This is a genomic window from Tenacibaculum retecalamus (assembly GCF_027941755.1).
GTDB classification, from domain to species: domain Bacteria; phylum Bacteroidota; class Bacteroidia; order Flavobacteriales; family Flavobacteriaceae; genus Polaribacter; species Polaribacter haliotis_B.
Map to the genome: position 1 here is coordinate 551,665 of NZ_CP115916.1, position 23,017 is coordinate 574,681.

23 protein-coding genes and 2 tRNA genes are annotated in these 23,017 nt (G+C 30.9%); 10 read left to right on the top strand and 15 right to left on the bottom strand.

Going from position 1 to position 23,017, the window contains the following annotated elements:
• Positions 1-80 precede the first annotated feature (80 nt).
• A complete protein-coding gene (locus PG912_RS02705) occupies positions 81-530 on the top strand; it encodes a hypothetical protein (protein ID WP_408648411.1) in 450 nt (149 codons plus the stop codon).
• Between the two features lie 73 nt (positions 531-603).
• Here the strand turns inward: PG912_RS02705 and PG912_RS02710 are convergent, their stop codons facing one another.
• The 9 genes from PG912_RS02710 to trxA form a co-directional block, all read right to left on the bottom strand.
• Complete coding sequence (locus PG912_RS02710) at positions 604-1,686, bottom strand: bifunctional 3-deoxy-7-phosphoheptulonate synthase/chorismate mutase type II (RefSeq protein ID WP_275688381.1); 1,083 nt, start codon at positions 1,684-1,686, stop codon at positions 604-606.
• A gap of 103 nt (positions 1,687-1,789) precedes the next feature.
• Positions 1,790-2,638, bottom strand: a complete 849-nt coding sequence (locus tag PG912_RS02715; RefSeq protein WP_275688382.1) for a prephenate dehydrogenase — start codon at positions 2,636-2,638, stop codon at positions 1,790-1,792.
• A 49-nt stretch (positions 2,639-2,687) separates the two neighbouring features.
• Complete coding sequence (locus tag PG912_RS02720; protein WP_275688383.1) at positions 2,688-3,830, bottom strand: pyridoxal phosphate-dependent aminotransferase; 1,143 nt, start codon at positions 3,828-3,830, stop codon at positions 2,688-2,690.
• The gene (locus tag PG912_RS02725; protein WP_260586311.1) at positions 3,827-4,654 is read right to left on the bottom strand and encodes a prephenate dehydratase; all 828 of its coding nucleotides are present in this window, start codon (positions 4,652-4,654) and stop codon (positions 3,827-3,829) included. The genes PG912_RS02720 and PG912_RS02725 overlap by 4 nt, the downstream gene beginning before the upstream one ends.
• Positions 4,655-4,980: 326 nt before the next feature.
• Positions 4,981-7,785 carry a M16 family metallopeptidase gene (locus PG912_RS02730; protein WP_275688384.1) on the bottom strand — a complete coding sequence of 935 codons (2,805 nt, stop codon included), beginning with the start codon at positions 7,783-7,785 and terminating at the stop codon, positions 4,981-4,983.
• 219 nt (positions 7,786-8,004) lie between these two features.
• Positions 8,005-8,078, bottom strand: a tRNA-Asp gene (locus PG912_RS02735).
• 44 nt (positions 8,079-8,122) lie between these two features.
• Positions 8,123-8,196: transfer RNA gene (locus PG912_RS02740), tRNA-Asp, on the bottom strand.
• 58 nt (positions 8,197-8,254) lie between these two features.
• Complete coding sequence (locus PG912_RS02745; protein ID WP_275689001.1) at positions 8,255-9,178, bottom strand: DUF58 domain-containing protein; 924 nt, start codon at positions 9,176-9,178, stop codon at positions 8,255-8,257.
• A 71-nt stretch (positions 9,179-9,249) separates the two neighbouring features.
• Positions 9,250-9,567 carry a thioredoxin gene (trxA, locus tag PG912_RS02750; RefSeq protein WP_275688385.1) on the bottom strand — a complete coding sequence of 106 codons (318 nt, stop codon included), beginning with the start codon at positions 9,565-9,567 and terminating at the stop codon, positions 9,250-9,252.
• A gap of 312 nt (positions 9,568-9,879) precedes the next feature.
• On the opposite strand from trxA, the gene metK reads away from it, so the two are divergent.
• Positions 9,880-11,136 (top strand): methionine adenosyltransferase, encoded by a 1,257-nt coding sequence (gene metK / locus PG912_RS02755; protein ID WP_275688386.1) that lies wholly within the window; start codon positions 9,880-9,882, stop codon positions 11,134-11,136.
• 61 nt (positions 11,137-11,197) lie between these two features.
• Here metK and sppA read toward each other — a convergent pair whose 3' ends face one another.
• Together sppA and PG912_RS02765 are read right to left on the bottom strand one after the other, a co-directional pair.
• A complete protein-coding gene (gene sppA, locus PG912_RS02760; protein ID WP_275688387.1) occupies positions 11,198-12,943 on the bottom strand; it encodes a signal peptide peptidase SppA in 1,746 nt (581 codons plus the stop codon).
• Between the two features lie 52 nt (positions 12,944-12,995).
• The gene (locus PG912_RS02765; RefSeq protein ID WP_275688388.1) at positions 12,996-13,403 is read right to left on the bottom strand and encodes a DUF6146 family protein; all 408 of its coding nucleotides are present in this window, start codon (positions 13,401-13,403) and stop codon (positions 12,996-12,998) included.
• Positions 13,404-13,502: 99 nt separating this feature from the next.
• Here PG912_RS02765 and PG912_RS02770 point away from each other — a divergent pair, with 99 nt between their 5' ends.
• The 4 genes from PG912_RS02770 (at position 13,503) to PG912_RS02785 (ending at position 17,845) form a co-directional block, all read left to right on the top strand.
• Positions 13,503-14,063 carry a DNA-3-methyladenine glycosylase I gene (locus PG912_RS02770; RefSeq protein ID WP_275688389.1) on the top strand — a complete coding sequence of 187 codons (561 nt, stop codon included), beginning with the start codon at positions 13,503-13,505 and terminating at the stop codon, positions 14,061-14,063.
• Positions 14,064-14,108: 45 nt separating this feature from the next.
• Positions 14,109-16,151, top strand: a complete 2,043-nt coding sequence (locus tag PG912_RS02775) for a dipeptidyl-peptidase 3 family protein (RefSeq protein WP_275688390.1) — start codon at positions 14,109-14,111, stop codon at positions 16,149-16,151.
• An 82-nt stretch (positions 16,152-16,233) separates the two neighbouring features.
• Positions 16,234-17,154 carry an ion channel gene (locus PG912_RS02780; RefSeq protein ID WP_275688391.1) on the top strand — a complete coding sequence of 307 codons (921 nt, stop codon included), beginning with the start codon at positions 16,234-16,236 and terminating at the stop codon, positions 17,152-17,154.
• A 304-nt stretch (positions 17,155-17,458) separates the two neighbouring features.
• On the top strand, positions 17,459-17,845 hold the full coding sequence (locus PG912_RS02785; protein WP_275688392.1) for a nucleoside triphosphate pyrophosphohydrolase family protein: 387 nt from the start codon (positions 17,459-17,461) through the stop codon (positions 17,843-17,845).
• Between the two features lie 47 nt (positions 17,846-17,892).
• Here PG912_RS02785 and PG912_RS02790 read toward each other — a convergent pair whose 3' ends face one another.
• Together PG912_RS02790 and PG912_RS02795 are read right to left on the bottom strand one after the other, a co-directional pair.
• The gene (locus PG912_RS02790; RefSeq protein WP_275688393.1) at positions 17,893-18,831 is read right to left on the bottom strand and encodes a TlpA family protein disulfide reductase; all 939 of its coding nucleotides are present in this window, start codon (positions 18,829-18,831) and stop codon (positions 17,893-17,895) included.
• A 66-nt stretch (positions 18,832-18,897) separates the two neighbouring features.
• Positions 18,898-19,947, bottom strand: coding sequence for a branched-chain amino acid aminotransferase (locus PG912_RS02795; protein WP_275688394.1), 1,050 nt, complete (start codon positions 19,945-19,947; stop codon positions 18,898-18,900).
• 119 nt (positions 19,948-20,066) lie between these two features.
• On the opposite strand from PG912_RS02795, the gene PG912_RS02800 reads away from it, so the two are divergent.
• The 4 genes from PG912_RS02800 to PG912_RS02815 are packed head-to-tail and all read left to right on the top strand — an operon-like array spanning position 20,067 to position 22,118.
• Positions 20,067-20,564 (top strand): DUF4920 domain-containing protein, encoded by a 498-nt coding sequence (locus PG912_RS02800; RefSeq protein ID WP_275688395.1) that lies wholly within the window; start codon positions 20,067-20,069, stop codon positions 20,562-20,564.
• A 10-nt stretch (positions 20,565-20,574) separates the two neighbouring features.
• Positions 20,575-21,234, top strand: a complete 660-nt coding sequence (mnmD, locus tag PG912_RS02805; RefSeq protein WP_275689002.1) for a tRNA (5-methylaminomethyl-2-thiouridine)(34)-methyltransferase MnmD — start codon at positions 20,575-20,577, stop codon at positions 21,232-21,234.
• 32 nt (positions 21,235-21,266) lie between these two features.
• Positions 21,267-21,398, top strand: a complete 132-nt coding sequence (locus PG912_RS02810; protein WP_275688396.1) for a hypothetical protein — start codon at positions 21,267-21,269, stop codon at positions 21,396-21,398.
• Entirely contained in the window at positions 21,399-22,118 is a 720-nt protein-coding gene (locus tag PG912_RS02815; RefSeq protein WP_275688397.1) for a tRNA1(Val) (adenine(37)-N6)-methyltransferase, read from the top strand.
• 9 nt (positions 22,119-22,127) lie between these two features.
• Here PG912_RS02815 and PG912_RS02820 read toward each other — a convergent pair whose 3' ends face one another.
• Positions 22,128-22,436: an alpha/beta fold hydrolase gene (locus tag PG912_RS02820; RefSeq protein WP_275688398.1), complete on the bottom strand. Its 309-nt coding sequence runs from the start codon at positions 22,434-22,436 to the stop codon at positions 22,128-22,130.
• A 71-nt stretch (positions 22,437-22,507) separates the two neighbouring features.
• On the bottom strand, positions 22,508-22,978 hold the full coding sequence (locus PG912_RS02825) for an alpha/beta fold hydrolase (RefSeq protein ID WP_275688399.1): 471 nt from the start codon (positions 22,976-22,978) through the stop codon (positions 22,508-22,510).
• Positions 22,979-23,017 lie beyond the last annotated feature (39 nt).

Below are 23,017 nucleotides of genomic sequence, written 5' to 3' on the forward strand. Positions count from 1 at the left end.
ACAAAGATGAGAAATTTCTAAATTAAAAATGTATATTCGCTTCTTAATTTTAAAAATAAATAATTACTATGAAAAATTTATTGCTATCAATTGCTTTTTTATTACTAGGTGTAGTTTCAGTAAACGCACAAAAATACGAGTATAAAGTAATCACTAGTGTTGAGTCAACTATTCCAAATGGATTAGGAAGGTCAAGATTACTTTCGTCAAACGAAAATAGAGATTATAAAAGTTTTACATCTACTAGATCAAGTGAAAAAGAAAAAGACAAAAGAAATAAATCTGATCGTTCAGAGATTAGAGTTAAGAATTTTGATGAAACAAAATTGTTAAACTTTTTTAATTTAGGAGGTATACGATTTCAAAATATTGTAGCAAATGATGCTGTAATTAGTTCTAAGATAAATACAATGGTTGAGGAAGGCTGGGATTTAGCTTTTGTAAATTCAGGTGTTGAAAGTTATGGGGGAAAAGGAGATAAAAACGGTATTTTTATTACAAGATATATTTTTAAGAGGTTAAAAAAATAAAAAAAGCGCCAATTGGCGCTTTTTTTATTTTAGATAGGTAATTTGTGTGTTTATAATATAAAGAAGAGTAAAACTATCCTTTAATAATTTTTTCTTGATGATTGATAGATTCTTGGTGAATTGCCTTAAACATTTTTAAAACAAATTCTTCACTTAAACCTCTTGTTTCACCTTCTAAAATCATTTTCCCTAAAATTTCATTCCAACGTCTAGATTGTAAAACGGCCACATTTTTCTCTTTCTTTAAAAGTCCGATTTTATCAGCAACCTTCATTCTTTTACTCATCATTTCGATAAGCTGATCATCAACTACATTTATTTGAGCTCTTAAATTATCTAAAGATTCTCTGTAAGAAGAGTCGGTTTCGGTTTCTTTACGGATTTTAAGATCTTCGGTAATTTTTTTCAAGGTATTTGGTGTTACTTGTTGAGCAGCGTCTGACCAAGCATTTTCAGGATCGAAATGTGTTTCAATCATTAATCCATCAAAATTTAAATCTAAGGCAGTTTGCGAAACATCAAAAATCATATCTCTGTTACCCGTAATATGTGAAGGGTCGCAAATTAAAGGTAGATCAGGAAATTTATTTTGAAATTCAATGGCAATTTGCCATTCTGGAATATTCCTATATTTTGATTTTTCGTAGGTAGAAAAACCTCTATGAATTGCACCTAAATTTTTTATACCTGCGTTGTATAATCTTTCAATTCCGCCTAACCATAAGGCTAAATCGGGATTTACAGGGTTTTTAACCAAAACAATTTTATCGGTTCCTTGCAAAGCATCAGCAATTTCTTGCATGATAAAAGGAGAAACGGTAGATCGTGCTCCGATCCATAGTAAATCGATATCGTGCTCTAAAGCTAATTTTACGTGGGCAGCATTGGCAACTTCGGTACAGGTTTTCATACCAGTTTCTTCCTTAACTTTTTGCAACCATTTTAAACCTAAAGCACCAACACCTTCAAAATTACCTGGACGTGTTCTTGGTTTCCAAATTCCGGCACGAAAATAATTGGTGTCAGTATCTTTTAATTCGTGTGCAATTTTTAAAACTTGTTCTTCGGTTTCGGCACTACATGGCTCGGCAATTACTAATGGATGTGCCAGTTTCATGTCGTTTAACCATGTTCTTAATTCTTTTTTGTTTTCCATCTTTTAATTATTTGTGCCGTTTTCTTAGTAAGTTGCTCTTTAGTTTTTGATAGTAATAAAATTACAGTTTTAAAAAGTACTCAAAATTACAGCTATTTTGGTTTTATTTTATTCCGTTTAATATTTTTTTTATGTGATTTGTACTTTCCATTTCATTATAAATTTCAGCAAAATCGTCTTGTAATAGCAGTTTTTTAAATTGCTGTAAATTATTAATATATTCATCAAGTGTTTCAATTACATTCTCTTTATTTTGTTTAAAAATAGGTGTCCACATGGCGGGCGAACTTTTTGCTAAACGAACGGTAGAGGCAAAGCCAGAGCCTGCCATGTCAAAAATATCGCGTTCATTTTTTTCTTTATTGATGACAGTTTTACCTAACATAAATGCACTGATGTGTGATAAATGTGATACGTAAGCAATATGTTTATCGTGCGATTCTGCATCCATATATCGAATACGCATTCCTAATTTCGAAAATATTTCTAAAGCAATTTCTTGCAGTTTAAAAGCTGTTTTTTCCACCTCACAAATGATATTTGTTTTTTGTTGAAATAAATTTTCATGAGCAGCTGTTGGTCCTGAAAATTCGGTTCCTGCAATAGGGTGGGTTGCTAAAAAATTTCTTCTCTTCGGATGATTTTTAACAACTTTACAAACTTGAGCTTTTGTAGAGCCTACATCTAAAACTAAGCAAGTATCAGAAATTGCATCTAATATTTTAGGAAGTATTTCTAGCTGAACATCAACAGGGACAGAAATAATTACAATAGCCGCTTTTTTTAAATCGTTAAATGTTGCTTTTTGTTGAATTACACCAATTTCTAACGCTTTTTTTAAATGCTCTTCGTTAGTGTCAATTCCGTAAATAACAGCTTCAGGATATTCTCTTTGAATATCTAAAACCATGCTTCCGCCAATTAAACCAACACCGATTACAAATACGTTCATTTTTTTTGTCTTTTTGATGTGCTTCTGAAAATAGATTCAGAATGCTGTTTTAAATTCTATTGATTGCTGCTTTAATCGTTTCTGTTGATACACATAATGAAAATCGAATATAGCCTTCTCCTTGAGAACCAAAAACGGTTCCGGGAGCGATAAAAATATCTTTTTGATATAAAATTTCATCAGCAATTCCTTCGGATGTTTTTCCTTCAGGAATTTTTGCCCAAACAAATAATCCTGTTGAGTTTTTATTGTAAGTACAGTTTAATTTATCTGCTAGTTTAAATACTAAATTTCTGCGTTCTTCATAAATTTTATTTTGCTCTGAAAACCAATCATCAGATAGTTGCAAGGCTTCAATTGCTCCTTTTTGAATTCCGTAAAACATACCAGAATCCATATTGCTTTTTACCTTTAAAATTGATTCAATAAAATTAGCATTTCCTAAAACCATACCAACTCGCCAACCGGCCATATTAAAGGTTTTACTTAATGAGTTTAATTCTAAAGCAGTTTCTTTAGCGCCATCAATTTGTAAAATACTAAGAGGTTTATCATTTAAAATAAAACTATACGGATTATCGTTTACAATTAAAATTTGATGTTTTTTTCCGAATGCAATTAGTTTTTTAAAAGTTGCTATAGTTGCGTTTACTCCTGTTGGCATATGCGGATAATTTACCCACATAATTTTTACATCAGCTAAATCTAACTTTTCTAATTCCTCAAAATCTGGTTGCCAATTATCTGTATCACTTAAATTATAAAAAATAGGTTCGGCACCTATTAATTTTGTGACAGAAGTATAAGTTGGGTACCCCGGATTTGGAATTAAAACTTTATCACCTTCATTTAAAAAAGCCATAGAAATATGCATCACACCTTCTTTACTGCCCATTAAAGGAAGTATCTCGTTTTCAGGATTCAAAGCAACTTTAAACTGTTGTAGGTAGAATTTGCTAATCGCATTTCTTAACTCAGGTAAGCCTTGGTAACTTTGGTATTTATGAGCAACGGCATGGTTAAAGCTTTGTTGAATTGCGTCAATTACTTTAGTTGGTGGTTGTAAATCTGGGCTTCCAATTCCGATATTAATTATTGGTTTTCCGGCAGCAGCTAACGCTCTAACTTCTCTTAGTTTTTTAGAGAAATAGTATTCCTGAACGGTTTCTAATCTTTTTGCAGGCTGAATCATTTTCTTCCGTTTTTGTAGGTTCCTAATACTTTTGTTTCTAATGCCATGATTTTTATTATAGCAATTGCTTTTTGGTAGTCTTTATAATCATTAAAAGTAACATCAACAAAGAATGAATATTTCCATGGTGATTCTATTACCGGTAGCGATTGTATTTTTGTTAAATTCATTTTGCAGTCGCTCAATACATTTAAAATAGCGGCTAAACTTCCTCTTTTATGATCTAATTGAAATTTTATAGAAGCTTTGTTTATTCGGTCTATTCCGTTATCAGGAGCCGTTGTTTGTATAATTACAAATCGTGTAGCGTTGTCTTTTATAGTTTGAATTTCATCTTCAATAATATGTAAGTTAAAAATATCAGCAGCAATTTTTGGAGCAATTGCGGCAACTCCTTTTAATTTATTTGTTGAAATTCTTTTAGCAACTTCGGCAGTATCTACATCTTCTACTAATTTTATATGCGGATATTTTTTAAAGAATTCTTTGCATTGTAATAATGCCATTGGATGTGAACAAACTTCTTTAATGTCTTCAATTTGTTGATTAGGAAGTGCCATTAAATGATGGTGAATATTTAAATATTCTTCTCCAATGATGTGTAAATTGTTTTTATCAATTAAAGCGTAGTTTGGAATTATAGAGCCAGCAATTGTGTTTTCTAGCGCCATAATGCCAATAGTAGCTGTTTTATTTAATAAGCTATCTACCAAAACATCAAAAGACATACATTCTTTTAATTGAATTGTTGTACCGTAAAAATCGCGAGCAACTTTATGATGATTAGATCCTTCTGCTCCTTGAATTGCTATAATTTGTTTCATTTTTAATCAAAAAAAAGCCTCGATATATCGAGACTTTATAATTTATATTTGTTGGTTAACAATATGGTACAAAGTCTCAGCTCTTATTAAAAAAATAAAAGTAAAAATAGAAACCTTGCCAAATGTTTTGTAATGTCATTGTAACTGTTGTTGTTGTTATAAAAGACAAATCTAGAAATTAAATTGTCAAAAACAAATTTAATTTACTTAAAAAGTAAAATCTTTAGATAAACGGATTATGTAAAGCTATAAGTAGTATAAATGAGCCGATATAAAACTAAAAAAGCTCCTCATAAATGAGAAGCTTTTTATAAAATAATTATTTTTTACTTTTTAGGTTTAAAAACAATTTCGTAAGATTTGCTATTTTTCAATAACTTCTTTGTGATGTTTTTTAAATCTTTAATGGTTATTGATTTTACAATATCTTCATAGTTTTTAGGATCATTCATATTATATCCTTCTAATACAGCGTTTTTTAATAAACTCATTTCAAATCTATTGTAGTTTTTACTTTCTTCTCTAGCTTTTAGGAAGTTAGCAAGAGTTTTATCTAAGTCAGCTTGTTTAATATCACCACTTTCTAGTGCTTTAATTTCTTTATGAACAATTGCGATTAACTTTTCAGCTAAGTCAGGATTACAATCAAAATTTACAGATATTGTAGCTTCTTGAGTAGGTCTTCTAGAAATAGAACCTCTAGTTCTAGCACCATAAGTTCCTCCTTCTTCTTCTCTTAAAGATTCTGTGTAACGTAATTGTAACACGTCTCCTATAGCTCTCATTAAAATTGAGTTTTTTAAAGAGTATTTCATGTCGTTTTTAATCACTACACGAACAGAGGTTTTAGGATCTTTCATTTCTAAAAATACATCCTTATCAATTTTATTGTTAATCCAATCTACTGAATTGTCTTTCCACTCTTCTCTTTCATTAGTTGTAGGTATGCTAGCAATATACTTTTCTAATAAAGGTTTGATAGTTTCTTTACTTACATCTCCTACGATAAAGAATTTAAAATCTCCAGCGTTTCCAAATCTACTTGTATAAATAGTCTTCATTTTATCAAAAGACATTTCAGACATTAATTTTTTATCAAATAAACGTTCTGTAGGGTGATTTTTTCCGTATAAAATAGTTGTTACACTATCTTGCATCTTAGATTGAAGTTGCTCGCTCTTTCTAATTAAAAAAGCTTCTACTTGTTGCATTAATACTTTGTAAGAAGTCTCATCAAAACGAGGTTTTGTAAAACGTAAGTTTACTAATTGCATCATTGTTTCAACATCTTTTGTAGAAGAAGATCCTGATACGCTTTCAGAGGTGTTACCAACACTTGTTCTAGAACTTGCTTTTTTACCAGCAAGTACTTTTGGTAAATCAACTGCTGAAAATTCACCTAAACCAGACATTTGAATAACGTTGCCTAATAATACTGTTGACGGTAAGTCTTCTTCATCTAATAAAGATTGACCTCCATAACTAACAGCGCTTAAATTTACATCATTCTTGTTTTTGTCAACAAATTTGTAGTGAACCTGAATTCCGTTACTTAATGTAAATATAGTTGAACCAATTTCTTTATTCTCTTCTTCAGAAGTAATAGAACCAGTAACTAAATTAACACCCGACATTAAAGGTTTTACATTTGTTTCTTCAGCGTATCCTTTTAATGTTTTATCATTCTCAATAGTAGTAATGATTTTAAGAGCTGCTGCTTTTGTTATATTCTTGTTTCCTTTAACTCCTGTAACAACAATAGATCTGTTGTTTTTAAGATATAATTTTTGAATTTGAGTTAACAATTCTTTTTGAGTTAATTGACCAAAAATTACTTTAGCAATTTCAAATTCCTTTTTGATGTCTGTAATATGAGAATTCTCTAAGTAATTAGTTTGAATTCCTCTTACTATCTGACCATGACTTCTATTTCCGAAACCTGCAATTTGGTTTTCGTAAGAACTTGTATACTGAGCAATAATTCTACTTATTTCAGCTTTTGTAAACCCGAATTTAACAGCTCTATTAATTTCAGAAATTACCAATTCGAATGCTTTATGTTGCATGTTTGGTTTTGGTACAATACGAGCACTAAACTCATTGTTTAATCTAGAAAGACTACCGTAACGAACAGAAGCAAATAAAAGAGGCGAATCTGGTTTTTGGTTGATTTCGTTTAATCTTGTAGAAATAATCGATGTTGCCATACCGTTTAAAAGGCTTTCTTTTAAATCGGCAATAGTTTCATTTTTTAAAGACTTGTTGTGACGGATACCGAAAGAAATACTAGAAGAAGTTACTTCTTTGTCCATTCCCATATCATAAATAAGTTCTTCATTGTCTGAAATACGAACCTCAGTACGTTTGATAGGGTTTTTTACAGCAGGTATAGTTGAAAATAATTTTTTAATTTTAGCTTCAATTTCATCAACATTTACATCACCAATAATTGCAATGGCTTGTAAATCTGTTCTGTACCAGTCATGATAAAAATCTCGTAAAGCTTTATATTTAAAACCTTCTATGACATCCATTTTACCAATAGGTAAACGTTTAGAATAAATAGAGTTGTTAAACATTGTACCAATATTTTGCTGTAATACACGCATACCACCGTTTTGGCGAGTTCTCCACTCTTCCTTAACAACGCCTCTTTCTGAATCAATTTCTTTTTCAGTTAAAGATAAATAGTTAGACCAGTTATGTAGTATAGATAAACCAGTATCTATCAATTCAGGTGTTGTAGGGATATTATTTACATTATAAACAGTTTCATCGAAAGATGTGTATGCATTAATATCTCTACCAAATACAAGTCCGTGTTCTTGCATTTTATCTAAAATTCCTTTTCCAGGGAAGTCTTTAGTTCCGTTAAAAGCCATGTGCTCTAAGAAGTGAGCTAATCCTTGCTGATTATCTTTTTCTAAAACAGAACCTACATTTTGTATGATGTAATAACTAGCAACATTTTTAGTAACGGTAGTTTTGTGAATGTAGTAAGTTAGTCCGTTTTCTAAAACACCTTTTTTAATACTTTGCTCTTCTGGTAAAGGCGTTTCTAAATTAATACTCTGGGCTATAGCATTGTAATTGAAGGCAATGCATAAAGCCAATAATAAAATTTTCTTCATTTTATTTTTTTTATATTATTATTGATGTGCTTTTTTAAGCTGTTTTTAGTAGACATCAAAATACTAAAAGCATGCTAATATAATAAAAGGATTGAAGCTAGTAACTAAATATTTAGTTTTTAATTTTTAAGAAGGAGGTAAATTAAGTTGTAATTGGGAATGCGGTGTAGGGTGTTTTTAAAATTAAAAAAGCTTCTCAAATAAATGAGAAGCTTTTTGCGGTCTGGACGGGACTCGAACCCGCGACCCCCTGCGTGACAGGCAGGTATTCTAACCAGCTGAACTACCAGACCGTTGCTTGTAGCATTGTACTATAATTATTGCTTAGATAATTTTGCGGTCTGGACGGGACTCGAACCCGCGACCCCCTGCGTGACAGGCAGGTATTCTAACCAGCTGAACTACCAGACCGTTGCTAATTGCTCTAAGCGGTTGCAAATATAGAACCTTTTTTTAAATAAAAAAGAGATTAATTATGTTTTTTTTGTCTGCTAACAAGGTAAGCAGTTAGTATCTTATTATAGCCTTCATTAATATCAACAGGTATGTAATCTATTTTATATTGTAAGCATTTGTTTTTTAGATTATTGAAGAATTTAGAGCTTAACTCTGTGTAGTTTTCTTGAATGTTTTCGGCATGTAAATTTATTTCTTCTCCTGTCTCTACGTCAATAAATTTTTTAGGTTTATTATCAAAATCGAATAAAAATTCTGTTTTTTTATCATAAGTATGAAACAATATCACCTCATGTTTGTTAAATTTTAAGTGTCTTAATGCGTCGAAAAGTACTTCTTCGTCTTTTGATGTTTGAAACATATCCGTAAAAAGAAAAATTAAAGAACGTCTATGAATTTTTTCTGCAATTTCATGCAAATACTTATAGGTTTCTGTTGTTGCTTTAGAATTTGTGGTAAGTAAACTTTCTAATTGATTTAATAACATCTTACGGTGACGTTCGCTTCCTTTTTCTGGAGCATAGTATTCGTAAGTATCAGAATAAATACTTAAACCTACGGCATCTCGTTGCTTTTTTAAAATTTCCATTAATGATGCAGCGGCAACTGCAGCAAAACCAATTTTGTTTAAATTGTGTACCGACTGGGTTTTTAGAATAGGGTAGTGCATAGAGGCGGAATTGTCTATAATTAAATGACAACGTAAATTTGTCTCCTCTTCGTACTTCTTAATATATAGTTTTTCGGTCTTAGCAAATAACTTCCAATCTATATGGCGAGTGCTTTCTCCTTTATTATATAGTTTGTGTTCTGAAAACTCTACAGAGAATCCGTGAAACGGACTTTTATGTATCCCTGTAATAAAACCTTCAACAACTTGTTTGGCAAGTAACTCTAAGTTTCTTATTTCTGATGAAGTGTTATTTAAATCAATCATATATCTTTCGAAAATAAAAAAAGGTTTAGCGTTAGCCAAACCTTTTCAATGATATATTATAAATGTGCTGTTTATATAGCAGCATCAATTTTATCAGTATATGCTTTTTTAGGAGCTGCACCAACTTGCTTGTCTACAACTTCACCGTTTTTAAATACTAAAACAGTAGGTATATTTCTTACACCGTATTTAGCCGCAAATTCTTGATTGTTATCAACATCTACTTTGCCTACTACAGCTTTTCCCTCATATTCAGTATGAATTTCATCTACAATTGGCCTAACCATTCTACAAGGTCCACACCAAGCTGCCCAAAAATCAACTAATACTGGTTTGTCTGATTTTAATACTACTTCCTCGAAGTTTGCATCTGTAATTTCTAATGCCATTTTATTCTGTTTTATTTAGGTTAATGTCTTATTTGTACACTACAAAAGTAATCAAATATTTCACCAAAACAATTTTACGAAAATTACTTTTTATTATCATTGTATCAATAGTTTCTATTTCTTTACCCGTTTGTTTTTCTGTGTGTTAAATAATGTATAACTTTGCAATATAATTTTGAGGAAAAATTTGACTGATTGCAACCTCTTTGAACGCGAGTTCATAAATAAAATGCTAAAGCAGTAATTATCTACTCCTTTACGCGACCAAGCAATCCAAGTTTTTCTTTTATTTAATTTTTAAAAAGAATTTTTATGTCATATTTATTTACTTCTGAAAGTGTTTCTGAAGGACACCCGGATAAGATAGCGGATCAGATCTCTGATGCTTTAATCGATAATTTTTTAGCTTTTGATCCTACATCGAAAGTTGCTTGTGAAACATTAGTAACTACAGGTCAGGTAGTGTTGGCAGGAGAAGTGAAATCTAAAACATATTTAGATGTTCAACAAATTGCAAGAGATGTAATTAACAAGATAGGATATACCAAAAGTGAGTATATGTTTGATGGTAGTTCTTGTGGTGTTTTTTCTGCAATTCATGAGCAATCACCAGATATTAATCAAGGTGTTGTAAGAGCAAATCCAGAAGATCAAGGAGCAGGTGATCAAGGAATGATGTTTGGTTATGCAACCGATGAAACTGAAAACTATATGCCATTGGCGTTAGAATTATCTCATCGTTTGTTAATTGAGTTAGCTGAGTTGCGCAGAGAGAATAGCGATATTACTTATTTACGACCAGATGCGAAATCTCAAGTAACTATTGAGTATTCTGATGATAATGTACCGCAAAGAATTGATGCGATTGTTATTTCTACACAACATGACGATTTTGATGAGAATGATGCTGTAATGTTAGCTAAAATAAAGTCTGATATTGTTTCTATTTTAATACCAAGAGTTGTAGCTAAATTACCTGCTAGTATCCAGAAGTTATTTACAGATAGTATTACGTACCACATTAACCCAACAGGAGTTTTTGTAATTGGAGGTCCTCATGGAGATACTGGTTTAACAGGACGTAAAATTATTGTAGATACTTATGGTGGAAAAGGAGCACACGGTGGTGGAGCATTTTCAGGAAAAGATCCTTCTAAAGTAGATCGTTCTGGAGCCTATGCAACACGTCATATTGCAAAAAATTTAGTTGCTGCAGGATTATGTAAAGAAGTTTTAGTGCAAGTTTCTTATGCTATTGGTGTTGCAAAGCCAACAAGTATTAATGTAGAAACATATGGTACTGCAACGATCGATAAAACAGATGGTGAGATTAGTAAAATAGTAGAAACTATTTTTGATATGCGTCCATACTTTATCGAGCAACGTTTAAAACTTAGGTCACCTATTTATTCTGAAACTGCTGCTTATGGGCACATGGGAAGAAAATCAGAAAAGAAAACGGTAACATTTTCTAACCCAATGGGAGAAACTGTTGAGCGAGAAGTAGAAACATTTACTTGGGAAAAGTTAGATTATGTAGCGAAAGTAAAAGAGAGTTTCGGTTTATAAAACGATTATAAATTATTTATAATAAAAAAGCCTTGACATTGTCAAGGCTTTTTTATTTTGCTTATTTTATTTGAAGTATGTAAGGCATTCTTGCTTGAATTCCTTTTAATTTTTTCATTTGATTGATGTTGTTGTATAGTTGGTAATTTTCATCACCTAATGTTTCTTTTAAAATATCTTCTTTCGATACTTTAGCAAAAGGAGAAAAGCTAAAAGCTTCTTTTAAATCTTTTTTGTAATTAGGATAATTACGAACCTTATATGTTTCTACTTTGGCTAATTCAGCTGCAATTTTAATAGCATCATTTAGGTTACCTAATTTGTCAACTAAACCATTTTCAAGCGCTTCTTTACCTGTCCAAACTCTACCCTGAGCGATTTCGTTTACTTGTTCGAAAGTCATGTTACGACCAGTTGCAACGCGGTTTACAAAAGTAGTATAGATTTGTTCGACACCTTCTTTGGTAACGTCATAGAATTTTTTATCCATAGGTTCAAAAATACTATAGTTAGGATTGTTGTTTGTAGATACTTGTTCAGCATTAATACCAATGTTGTCTGCAAATTTGTTAAAATTCGGAATAGCACCAAAAACACCAATAGAACCGGTAATTGTGGTAGGTTCTGCTAATATTTTATCAGCATTACAAGCAATATAATATCCACCAGAAGCGGCTACGTTACCCATAGAAACTATTAACGGTTTTTCTTTTTTTGTCAATTCTAACTCACGCCAAATTAATTCAGAAGCTAAAGCGCTACCTCCTGGTGAATTAACACGTAAAACAATTGCTTTTACATTTTTGTCTTTTCTTGCTTTTCGTAATGCTTTGTTTATAATTCCTTGACCAATAATATTTTCATTTCCTTCAGCATACATTATTTCTCCTTGTGCATAAATTACAGCAATCTTATTTTTTGACGTAGAAGAAATTCGTCCTTTTCCAGATTTAATATAATCAGCTAAAGAGATTGTGTTTATTTTTTTATCAGCATTTAAGGCTAGTTTTGCTTCGTATTCATCTTCATAAATAATAGCATCAATTAATTTATGATCTTTAGCAATTATTGCGTTTCTACCATTGGCATTATCAGCAATTAAATTTAATTGCTCGGTAGTTATGTTTCTACTTTTGCTAATATCGTCTGTAATTTCTGACCAGATAGATTTTAAAAGCGAAGTAGTTTGCTCGCGGTTAGCATCACTCATTTTATTCGTTAAGTACGGCTCAACCGCACTTTTGTATTTTCCGTGACGAATCACTTCCATTTTAATTCCGTATTTATCTTCAAAATCTTTATAATATAAAACTTCGGTAGACAAACCTTTAAAATCAATAGCACCAACAGGATTTAAGAATAAACTATCGGCAACCGAACTTAAATAATAGTTCTTTTGTGAATATACATCGTTGTAGGCATACACAAATTTACCACTCTCTTTAAATTCTTCAATTTTATTTCTGATGGCTTGCGTTTGTGCTACACCAGCGTTTACTAATGCTGTTTTAATACTGATTCCTTTAATGTTACTATCTGTTTTAGCATTTTCGATAGCGTTAATTATTTTGTTTAAAGCTAGCTTTTCATCAGTTAACTCTAAAATTTCGGCTAACGGATTATCGTCTTTAGGAGCGTAATCTTTTACGGTTGCTGATAAATCTAATTCTAAAACAGAATTCGATTTTACGACAATTTCTTCATCAGAGCCAACAATAGAGGCGATGGCAATAAAAAAGGCAAAGATTAAAAAGATGGCTATAAAAAAACCAAGGATTGATGCGAGTAAATTTCGTAAAAACTTCATATTGTACTGTTAATTTTTTGGCAAATATACATTTTACAAAGTTATTTATTTTTTAGCGTAAAGTCATTCGGTATTTACGTTGTGCAAACTCAAAATAATTAAAAAGTTTGTAGTTTACGTCGTAGCCGTAATTAACATTTTGGTTATAGTCGATGATGTTCTCGTAAATGTTGGTGTTAAAATTAATAGGGTTGTTAACTCTAGAATTCCATACAGAAACATATCTTCGGTTTTTATTTTCTAAATAAAATTGCGAATGAAATCCTGGCGATCTTGCAATGGTGTTTAAATAAGTCGTAAAACCAATATCAATAATTGTAATTTCATACTCTAAGCTGTCATTTTTAATAACAACAGGTTCTTCTTTTACGGTAGTTTTATTTTTTATAGATGAAGATCCACAAGCGTAAAAGAAAATTATTAAGATGATTACTGTCGAAAAATATTTTAAAGTTTTCATAATCTGTAAATTAGATACCTATAAAGTTGCAAAAATTATTCCGTTTTTCATTGATTTTTAGTTTGTTTAACAGTAATTTTCAACTTTAAAGACAAGAAAATGAAGAAAAGATGTTTTTGGGTGAGTGATGATCCGTTATATATAGCGTATCACGATAAAGAGTGGGGCGTTCCTGTTTACGATGATAAAGCCTTATTTGAGTTTTTGATTTTAGAAACTTTTCAGGCTGGTTTAAGTTGGATTACCATTTTAAAGAAAAGAGAAAATTTTAGAGAAGCGTTTGATGATTTTGATTATAAAAAAATTGCAACTTATAATGAAGATAAGTATAATGAGTTGCTATTGAATAGCGGAATTATAAGAAATAAATTAAAAATTAAATCGGCAATTTCTAACGCGCAACTTTTTATGGAAGTTCAAAAAGAATTCGGTTCTTTTTCGAAGTATATTCGGGGTTTTGTTGATGGTAAGCCAATTAAAAATCGTTTCGATAAACGAGAAGACGTACCTGCAACAACAGCATTGTCAGATAAAATATCAAAAGATTTAAAAAAGCGCGGATTCAAGTTTGTAGGTTCTACTGTTATGTATGCTTATATGCAGGCTACTGGTATGGTTAATGATCATACAACCGATTGTTTTAGATATAACGAAATTTAAAATTTGTACATTTATCAACTGAAAAATCAATTTAAAACTATAAAAATGAAATTAAAACAAATGCTTTATACTGCTGCTGCAGTTAGCTTATTGGTTTCTTGTGGAGTGGATAATAAAAAAGAAGCTAAAGAAACAAAAGAAGAAGTAAAAACTGAAGCGAAGTTTAACCATGAGGTTGAGCAATTTGCGGATATAAAAGTTTTAAGATATCAAATTCCGGGGTTTGAGGAATTAACGTTAAAAGAAAAAAAGTTAGTGTATTATTTAACGCAAGCTGGTTTATCAGGGCGTGATATTATGTGGGATCAAAACTACCGTCATAATATAGAGATTAGAACTGCTTTAGAGAAAGTAAACACTAATTATAAAGGAGATAAAAACTCAGAAGACTTTAAAAAATTTACTACCTATTTAAAGCGTGTTTGGTTTTCAAACGGAATTCATCACCATTATTCTAACGATAAAATTAAGCCTGCTTTTTCTAAAGATTATTTAGTTGGTTTATTAAAAGAAGTGAACGTTACTTTATCTATAGAAGCATTAGAAGTTGTTTTTAATGAAAAGGACGCCAAAAAGGTAAATAAAAAAGCTGGTGTTGATAATGTTTTAGCGTCAGCAATTAATTTTTACGGAACAGATATTACAAGTAAAGATGTTGAAACTTTTTATAAAACAGCATATAAAGGACCAAAAGGGCAGCCGATAGAAGCTGGATTAAACTCTAAATTAGTTCGTGAAAACGGAAAATTAGTAGAAAAAGTTTGGAAATCGGGCGGAATGTATGGAGCTGCAATCGATAAAATTGTGTATTGGTTAGAGAAGGCTCAGGGTGTTGCAGAAAATGAAAAACAAGGAGAAACTTTAGGATTGTTAATAGAGTACTACAAAACAGGTAGTTTAGATGTTTGGGATAAATATTGTATTTCTTGGGCTACGTCAACAGAAGGAAATATCGACTGGATAAACGGTTTTATAGAAGTGTATAATGATCCTAAAGGATATAGAGGTTCTTACGAGACTGTAGTGCAAATAAAAGATTTCGATATGTCTAAAAAGATGAAAGTTTTATCTGATAACGCACAATGGTTTGAAGATAATTCTCCGTTAGATGAAAAGCATAAAAAGAAAAATGTAGTAGGAGTTTCTTATAAAACTGTAAATGTTGCAGGTGAAGCTGGTGATGCATCACCAAGTACACCAATTGGAGTAAATTTACCAAACAATAACTGGATTCGCCAAGAGCACGGTTCTAAATCAGTTTCATTAGGAAACATTATTGACGCTTACAACAATGCTGGTGGTTCTGGTAGATTAAAAGAGTTTGCGTATAGTGAAGAAGAAGTAAAATTAGAACTTGAATACGGGAAATTAGCGGATAAGTTACACACTGCTTTACACGAGGTAATCGGTCATGCTTCGGGTCTTATAAACGAAGGAGTAGGGCAGCCAAAAGAAACATTAAAAAACTATGCATCTACAATGGAAGAAGGTAGGGCTGATTTAGTAGGGTTGTATTATTTAATGGATCCTAAATTACAAGAATTAGGCTTGGTAAGTGATTGGGAAAAAGTTGGTAAGGCGGCTTATGATGGTTATATCAGAAACGGATTAATGGCACAATTAATTCGTATTAAATTAGGAGATGATATTGAAGAAGATCATATGGTAAATCGCCAATGGGTTTCTGCTTGGTCTTTCGAGCAAGGACAAAAAGAAAATGTAATAGAGAAAGTTACTAAAGATGGTAAAACTTATTTCGTTGTAAACGATTATATGAAGCTTCGTGAAATTTTTGGGCGTTTATTAAAAGAAACACAAAGAATTAAATCTGAAGGAGATTTTGAAGCGGCTAAAGCATTAGTTGAAGGTTACGGTGTTAAAGTAGATCAGGCAATTCATAAAGAAGTTTTAGATCGTAATGAAAAATTTACATCAGCTCCTTATAGCGGATTTGTAAACCCTGTTTTAGTAACAGAAGTAGATGAAGAAGGTAATGTTACAAATGTAAAAGTTACACAGCCTACAACATTTGAAGAGCAAATGAATTTTTACGCTAAAAACTATAATTTTTTATCAGTAAAAAACTAAGTAAATAGTTTAATTCATTCATAAAAAACCGATTCTTTATTAAAGAATCGGTTTTTGTATTTTTACAAAGTAAAATAATGTAATGGCAAGAAAAATTAAAGATCCAGGATTGGGTTATAATTCCCAAGAAAACAGTAGAGGACTTATTAATAAAGACGGAAGTTCTAATGTAATTCATGTAAACAAAAACGTTAATATAGATGATTTATACACCTATTTCGTTGAGATGTCTTGGACTAAATTTTTTCTTTTAGTATTTGTAGGATATACCTTTTTAAACATTTTTTTCGGGCTCCTATATACTTTAATAGGTATTGAAGAAATTACACAGCCAGATGAATTTTTTTTATATGATTTTTTAAATGGTTTCTTTTTTAGCGCACAAACATTAACAACAGTAGGTTATGGTGGTATTGCTCCGCATGGTGTAGCATCTAATATTGTTGCTTCTTTTGAAGCTATGTTAGGTTTGTTATCTTTTTCTTTTATTACTGGATTGTTATATGGTCGATTTTCTAAACCAAAAGCAGCCATCCGTTTTAGTGATAATTTAGTTTTAAGAGACTTTAAAGAAAATAAAGCGTTAATGTTTCGGTTAATGAATAATCGAAAAACGGTAATGATTGAGCCTGAAATTAAAGTTACTTTGGTTTTAAATGAAGAAAATAAAGAAGGGGTGTATAAACGAGAATTTTATCAACTAAAACTAGAAAGAGATAGTATAATGTACTTACCAACAATTTGGACAGTTGTACATGAAATAGGTAATGAAAGTCCGTTATTTAAATACACAACAGAACAAATAAAAAAAATGGATGGGCAAGTGTATATTTTACTTAAATATTACGAAGAATCTTTTGGACAAAATGTATATCAAGCAACATCTTATAATTTCTCTAATTTAGAAATAGATATGAAATATGCGGCTTCCTCTTATTTTGATAAGGAAGGTTACACAATACTAAATCACGATAAATTAAGTGAAGTAGAAAAAATGGCTTAACCTTTAATCAAAAATTTAGCAAGAAATAAAAGAATGATTAGACTCAGTATTCCTATGGCTACATAAATAGCGGAATTTTTATAGTGTTTGTTGTTGTTATTTGCATCTTTCTTATAGCTATAAAACATTAAAATGATAAAAGCAATAACGAATATACAAGCAAAAACAATTCTGCCAGGAGTAAACATTTTTGCAGCGATAAGATTAAACATAAAATTATATTTTCAGCAAAGTTAAAGAATGATTTTATAATGAAGAAGATTAAACTAATTATTTGAATAAAATATAAATTAAAATACACCAGATGAAGAATAAAATAAAAGCAGTACACGAGTTTCATTCAGCGTTTAAATTAAATATTCAAAACAAACCAACAGTAACAATTTCTGACGACAGAAAAAAACTGCGTTTTGAGTTGATGAAAGAAGAGAATGAAGAGTATTTAGAAGCCGCAGAAAATAACGATTTAGTAGAGGTTGCGGATGCCTTGGGTGATATGTTGTATATTTTATGTGGAACGATTATCGAACACGGAATGCAAGATAAGATAGAAGAAGTTTTTAATGAAATTCAGCGAAGTAATATGAGTAAGTTGGGTGAAGATGGTAAACCAATATATCGTGAAGATGGTAAGGTATTAAAAGGATCAAATTACTTTAAACCAAATATAAAAGAGATTTTAGACAAATAAAAAGAGCCTCGTTAATGAGGCTCTTTTTTGTTTATAATATTTGGTAGTTATTTACCTACAACGCGTTCTAATTCTGATGTTAAGGTTTTTACATTGTTAACCATTTTAAGGATAACTCCGTTAGCATCTACGATAAGGTGTGTTGGATATTGTTTTACTTTTAACTTCTTAGCCATGTACTTTTTCTGGTTAGGTACAGTAGTGTATTTAAAAGGTTTTGTTTTTAAAAATTCAACCAGTTTATCTTTTTCATCAAAAGCTAAACTAACAAACTCAATATCATCATCTTTATATTTATCAACTAAAGCATTTAATTGTGGAAATTCTTCTACACAAACTTTACAAGTAATAAACCAACATTTTAAAACAATTATTTTACCTTCTGTATCTGCTTTATTATGTGATGTTCCTTCTAAATCTACAAAATCATAACGAGGAAGTTTTTTTCCTTCCATTTTAAAATATTGATAAGCGATGGTAGCTTTACTGACCATTGATTTTTTCATTTTAATACTGGTAGGATCTTCAATATTGGTTAATTGATATTGAATCTCATTTTTTTCATTTATAGACTTAATAGCAATATAAGCTCCTGTACGTAATGAAACTAAGAAGATACCTTTGTCCATTATTGCTCCTTTGTTATCAAGAGGAATAAAAGTAGACATTAAATCGATATTTTGTTTATTGTAGGCGTTCCAGTTTTCAAAGCTTTCCTGAACGTTATCAGTATTTATTGCTGATTCTTCTTTTTCTTCCGTGTCATTGGTCGCTGCTTCCTCAACTTCTACTGGTTTTTCAACCTCAATAGGCTTTTCTATTTCTTTTACTTCAGGAGTGACTTTTTTTGTTACTATAGCCTCTTTTGTTACTGTTTCTTCAGATTTATCATTTTTACTAGCACCTTTTAAATAGGTATTTAAAGTAAATAAAGATAAAGCAAACCCTATAATTATTGATAATAATGCAAGTATAATATTTCTCATTTTCCCCCTTTAGAATTTTTAAATATCTTATTTTGAATGACTAAGATAGTTTTTTTTTGATGAAACCTAAATTTTAACCCTCCAGTTATGTTTGTCTTCGGCCTTATTGTATTGTATATTCACTAGTTTTTCTTTGAAAAGAGTTGCATATGAATCGTTAATTTCTGGTAATTCAAAAACATCTTCTTGATGTTTAAAACCTTTAATTGGGTTTATAACCGCCGCAGTACCCGATCCAAAAATTTCTTTTAAATCCCCTAATCTAGCAGCTTCTTTAATTTCAGCTACTGATACTCTACGAATTTCAATGGCTATATTATTATCTTCAGCAAGCTGAATGATAGATTTACGGGTAATTCCATCTAAAATACGATCATTGGTAGGTGTTGTAATTAATTTATCACCAACTCTAAAAAAGATATTCATGGTACCTGCCTCTTCTAAATATTCATGCGTATTGGCGTCAGTCCAAATTATTTGTTGAAATCCTTTTTCGTTGGCTAAGCGCGTTGGGTGAAACTGAGCAGCATAATTACCAGCAGCTTTTGCATAACCAACACCACCATTAGCAGAACGACTATATTCTTCAGCAAACAATACTCTAACCTCACCAGCATAATATGATTGTGCAGGTGAACAAATAATAATAAATTTATATTCTTCAGCAGGTGAAGCTGCAATAGCACCTTCGGTAGCAATAATAAAAGGACGTATGTAAAGAGAATTTCCCAATCCTTTTTTGATCCATTCTTTATCTAAATTCAATAATTTCTCTAATCCTTCAAAAAACACCTCTTTAGGTACAGCGGGCATTGCTAAACGTTCTGCAGATACATTTATTCTCGTATGATTGTCTTCAGGTCTAAACAAGAAAACAGCATCATTATCATCTTTAAATGCTTTCATACCTTCAAAAACAGCCTGTCCGTAATGAAAAACTCTAGCCGATGGCTCAAACTGCATAGGCTCATAAGGCTTAATTGTTGGGTTTTTCCATTCACCGTCAGCGAAATCACATACAAACATATGGTCTGTAAAAGTGCGACCAAAAGCTAGGTTGTTAAAATCTACTGAATCAATTTTTGATTGTGCTACTTGTTGAATATTTAAGTCCATAAAATACTGGTTTATCAGTGTTACAAAGGTACAAAAAGTAGCTGTATAAAGATTTGTTAATAGAAGCACTTCATAAATTATAATTATATTTGCTATATATTAATTTTAATACACTGATAATGAAAAGAATACTGATTTACGGTCTGTTTTTAAGCTTCCTAATGGTTGCTTGTAAAGTAGAAAAGAAAGAAGAAACGAAAGAAAATGTAACACCAAAAATTGAATTTACTTCATTTGGGGAAAAGATAGAAAGTACAAATGCGCTTTCTGAAACTCAAATGTCTGATAAATTTGATGGATTAAAAATTGGAGATACGATAAACGTAAAGTTTGCTTCTAAAATAGGTGAGGTTTGTACTAAAAAAGGATGTTGGATGGTTTTGCCTGCGGCGGATAAAAAAACAATGGTTAAATTTAAAGATTATGGTTTTTTTATGCCATTAGATAGCCAAGGCAAAGAAGTAATTATTGAAGGTAAAGCTTTTGTAAAAGTAACTCCTATTGATGAATTACGCCATTACGCTGAAGATGCAGGGAAAACGAAAGAAGAAATTGAAAAAATTACTGAACCTAAAAAAGAATTTTCTTTTTTAGCACACGGAGTGTTAATGAAATAATTAATAGATTATTAAAAGAGAAATTATTATAACGTCCGATGGTTCTACAACGATCCATTTACCAGATTGGAATGAGCACTATCATTCTAAACACGGTGCAATACAAGAAGCATATCATGTTTTTATAAAAAGCGGGTTATCGTTACAAAATAAACCCGAAATTTCTATTTTAGAAATTGGTTTTGGTACAGGTTTAAACTGTTTTATCACTTTTTTGGAAAGTGATAAAACAGTTAATTATGTAGGTGTAGAAGCCTACCCAGTAGTATGTGATGAGGTTGCAAAGTTGAACTATGTTGTTGAGTTAAAGGCAACAAGTAAACAAGCAGTTTTCGATAAGATGCATTCGCTATCTTGGGAAGAGAAACATCAAATAACTAAAAACTTTTATTTAACAAAACGTCAACAGTTTTTTAAAGATATAGAAGATAAAAAAGCATTTGATTTAGTGTATTTTGATGCATTCGGAGCAGAACATCAACCTGATTTATGGACAGAAGATATCTTTAAACGGATGTTTGAAGCTTTAAAAGAAAACGGAATCTTAGTTACTTATTCAGCAAAAGGAAGTGTGCGTAGAGCAATGCAAGCTGTCGGTTTTACTGTTGAGCGTTTGCCTGATCCTCCCGGAAAAAGAGAAATGCTGCGAGCTATAAAACCTGCAAATTAAAACTATTTTGTCCATCATAAAATATAATAAAAATGAAATTTAAAAGACGTTTTGGTAATAAAAAAGAAACAAAGCCAAAGAAAGGATTGTACTTAATAGGAGTGCTAGTTGTTGTTTTGTACTTGTTTTTTAATGCAGATAAAATAATCGGAAGATTTTTCTAAATGAAACCATTTCAATTTAAAGAGTTTACTGTAAATCAGGATAAAACAGCCATGAAAATTGGTACTGATGCCGTTTTGTTAGGAGCTTGGTGTTTTTTAGGAGAATATCCTGATGCCCTTTTAGATATCGGTTCTGGTACAGGTGTTATTTCGCTAATGTTAGCGCAACGAAGTGATGCTATGACTGTTGATGCTGTTGAAATTGATGAAGATGCTTATGAGCAAACGGTAGAGAATTTTGAGCAATCAGATTGGGGAGATCGATTGTTTTGCTACAATGCTTCTTTTAATGAATTTGCTAAAGAGATGGCAGAAGAGGAAGAGCAGTATGATGTTATAGTTTCTAATCCACCATTTTATACTGATAATTTTGAGACTGAGAATGAAGCTCGTAATAAAGCACGCTTTACCTCGTCATTATCTTTTGAAGAATTAATAATAGGGGTTTCAAAAATTTTATCAAAAAAAGGAATATTCTCTGTTATTATTCCTTTTAAGGAAGAAGAGAACTTTGTGAAGTTAGCGAATACTAATAATTTGTTCTTAAATAAAGTTTGCCATGTAAAAGGCAATAAAAACACCAAAATAAAAAGAAGTTTATTAGCGTTTTCTTTTGAAGAAAAAGAGATTGAAAAAGAAAATTTAGTTATAGAAAAAGAAAGGCATCAGTATACTGATGCCTATGTGAATCTTACCAAAAAATTTTATTTAAAAATGTAATTTTTACAGTTAGTTTTTATCACTGTAATCAAAATCGCTTGCTAAAAACTTCTCTGCTATTTCGTTGAAGTTTTTTGCGCTATTACGAGGAATCCCATGGTTTGCACCAGGAACGATACATAATTGAGACTTTTTAATATTATCAAAAATTTCAACAGCATGTTGGTTTTTAATAATATCTCTATCTCCAATTGTAATTAATACAGGTGCGTTTATTTTTTGTAAATCGGCATGACTTATATCTGGTTGGTTTAAAAGTAATTCATCTAATTTTAATTCTTTTTTCCAGTCTTTAGAAGTATCACCTTTTTTAATCATTTTTAATGTTTGAGCGTGCATATCTTTAACTTGCTGAATTGCCCAGTCGTTAACCGCAGTATTGTCGAATCTTAAATTCGGCCCATGGTAACGATTTTATTAATTTTCACTTTATTTCTGATACCCATTTTTAACCCAATGATACCACCATCACTCCAACCAAGAATGTTTATTGAAGGTAAATTTAAATGTTTTGTAAGTTTTTCTAGATCTTTTGCCATTTGAAGATAGGTTAAAGATCTTGTTTTTAATTCAGATTTACCTTGCCCTCTACTATCAGCAACAATTACTCTATATTTATCTTTAAAGTAGTCAATTTGATACTCCATCGCCTTAATATCTGTACCACAACTGTGTATTATTAATAGTGGTTCTCCTTTTCCGTACTGTTCATAATAAATTTTAGCACCATTTATTTTAACATATTTTCCAACAGCTTTATTGTTTCCGTAAGGAGTTTTAAAATTGTCTTGAGCAGTGGTAGTATTGGATTGGAAAAATAAAAGAAAGAAAGTGATTAAAAAAAAGATTGATTTTTTCATTGTTGATTTTTAAAATTTAACTAAATAGTGTTAAGGGTG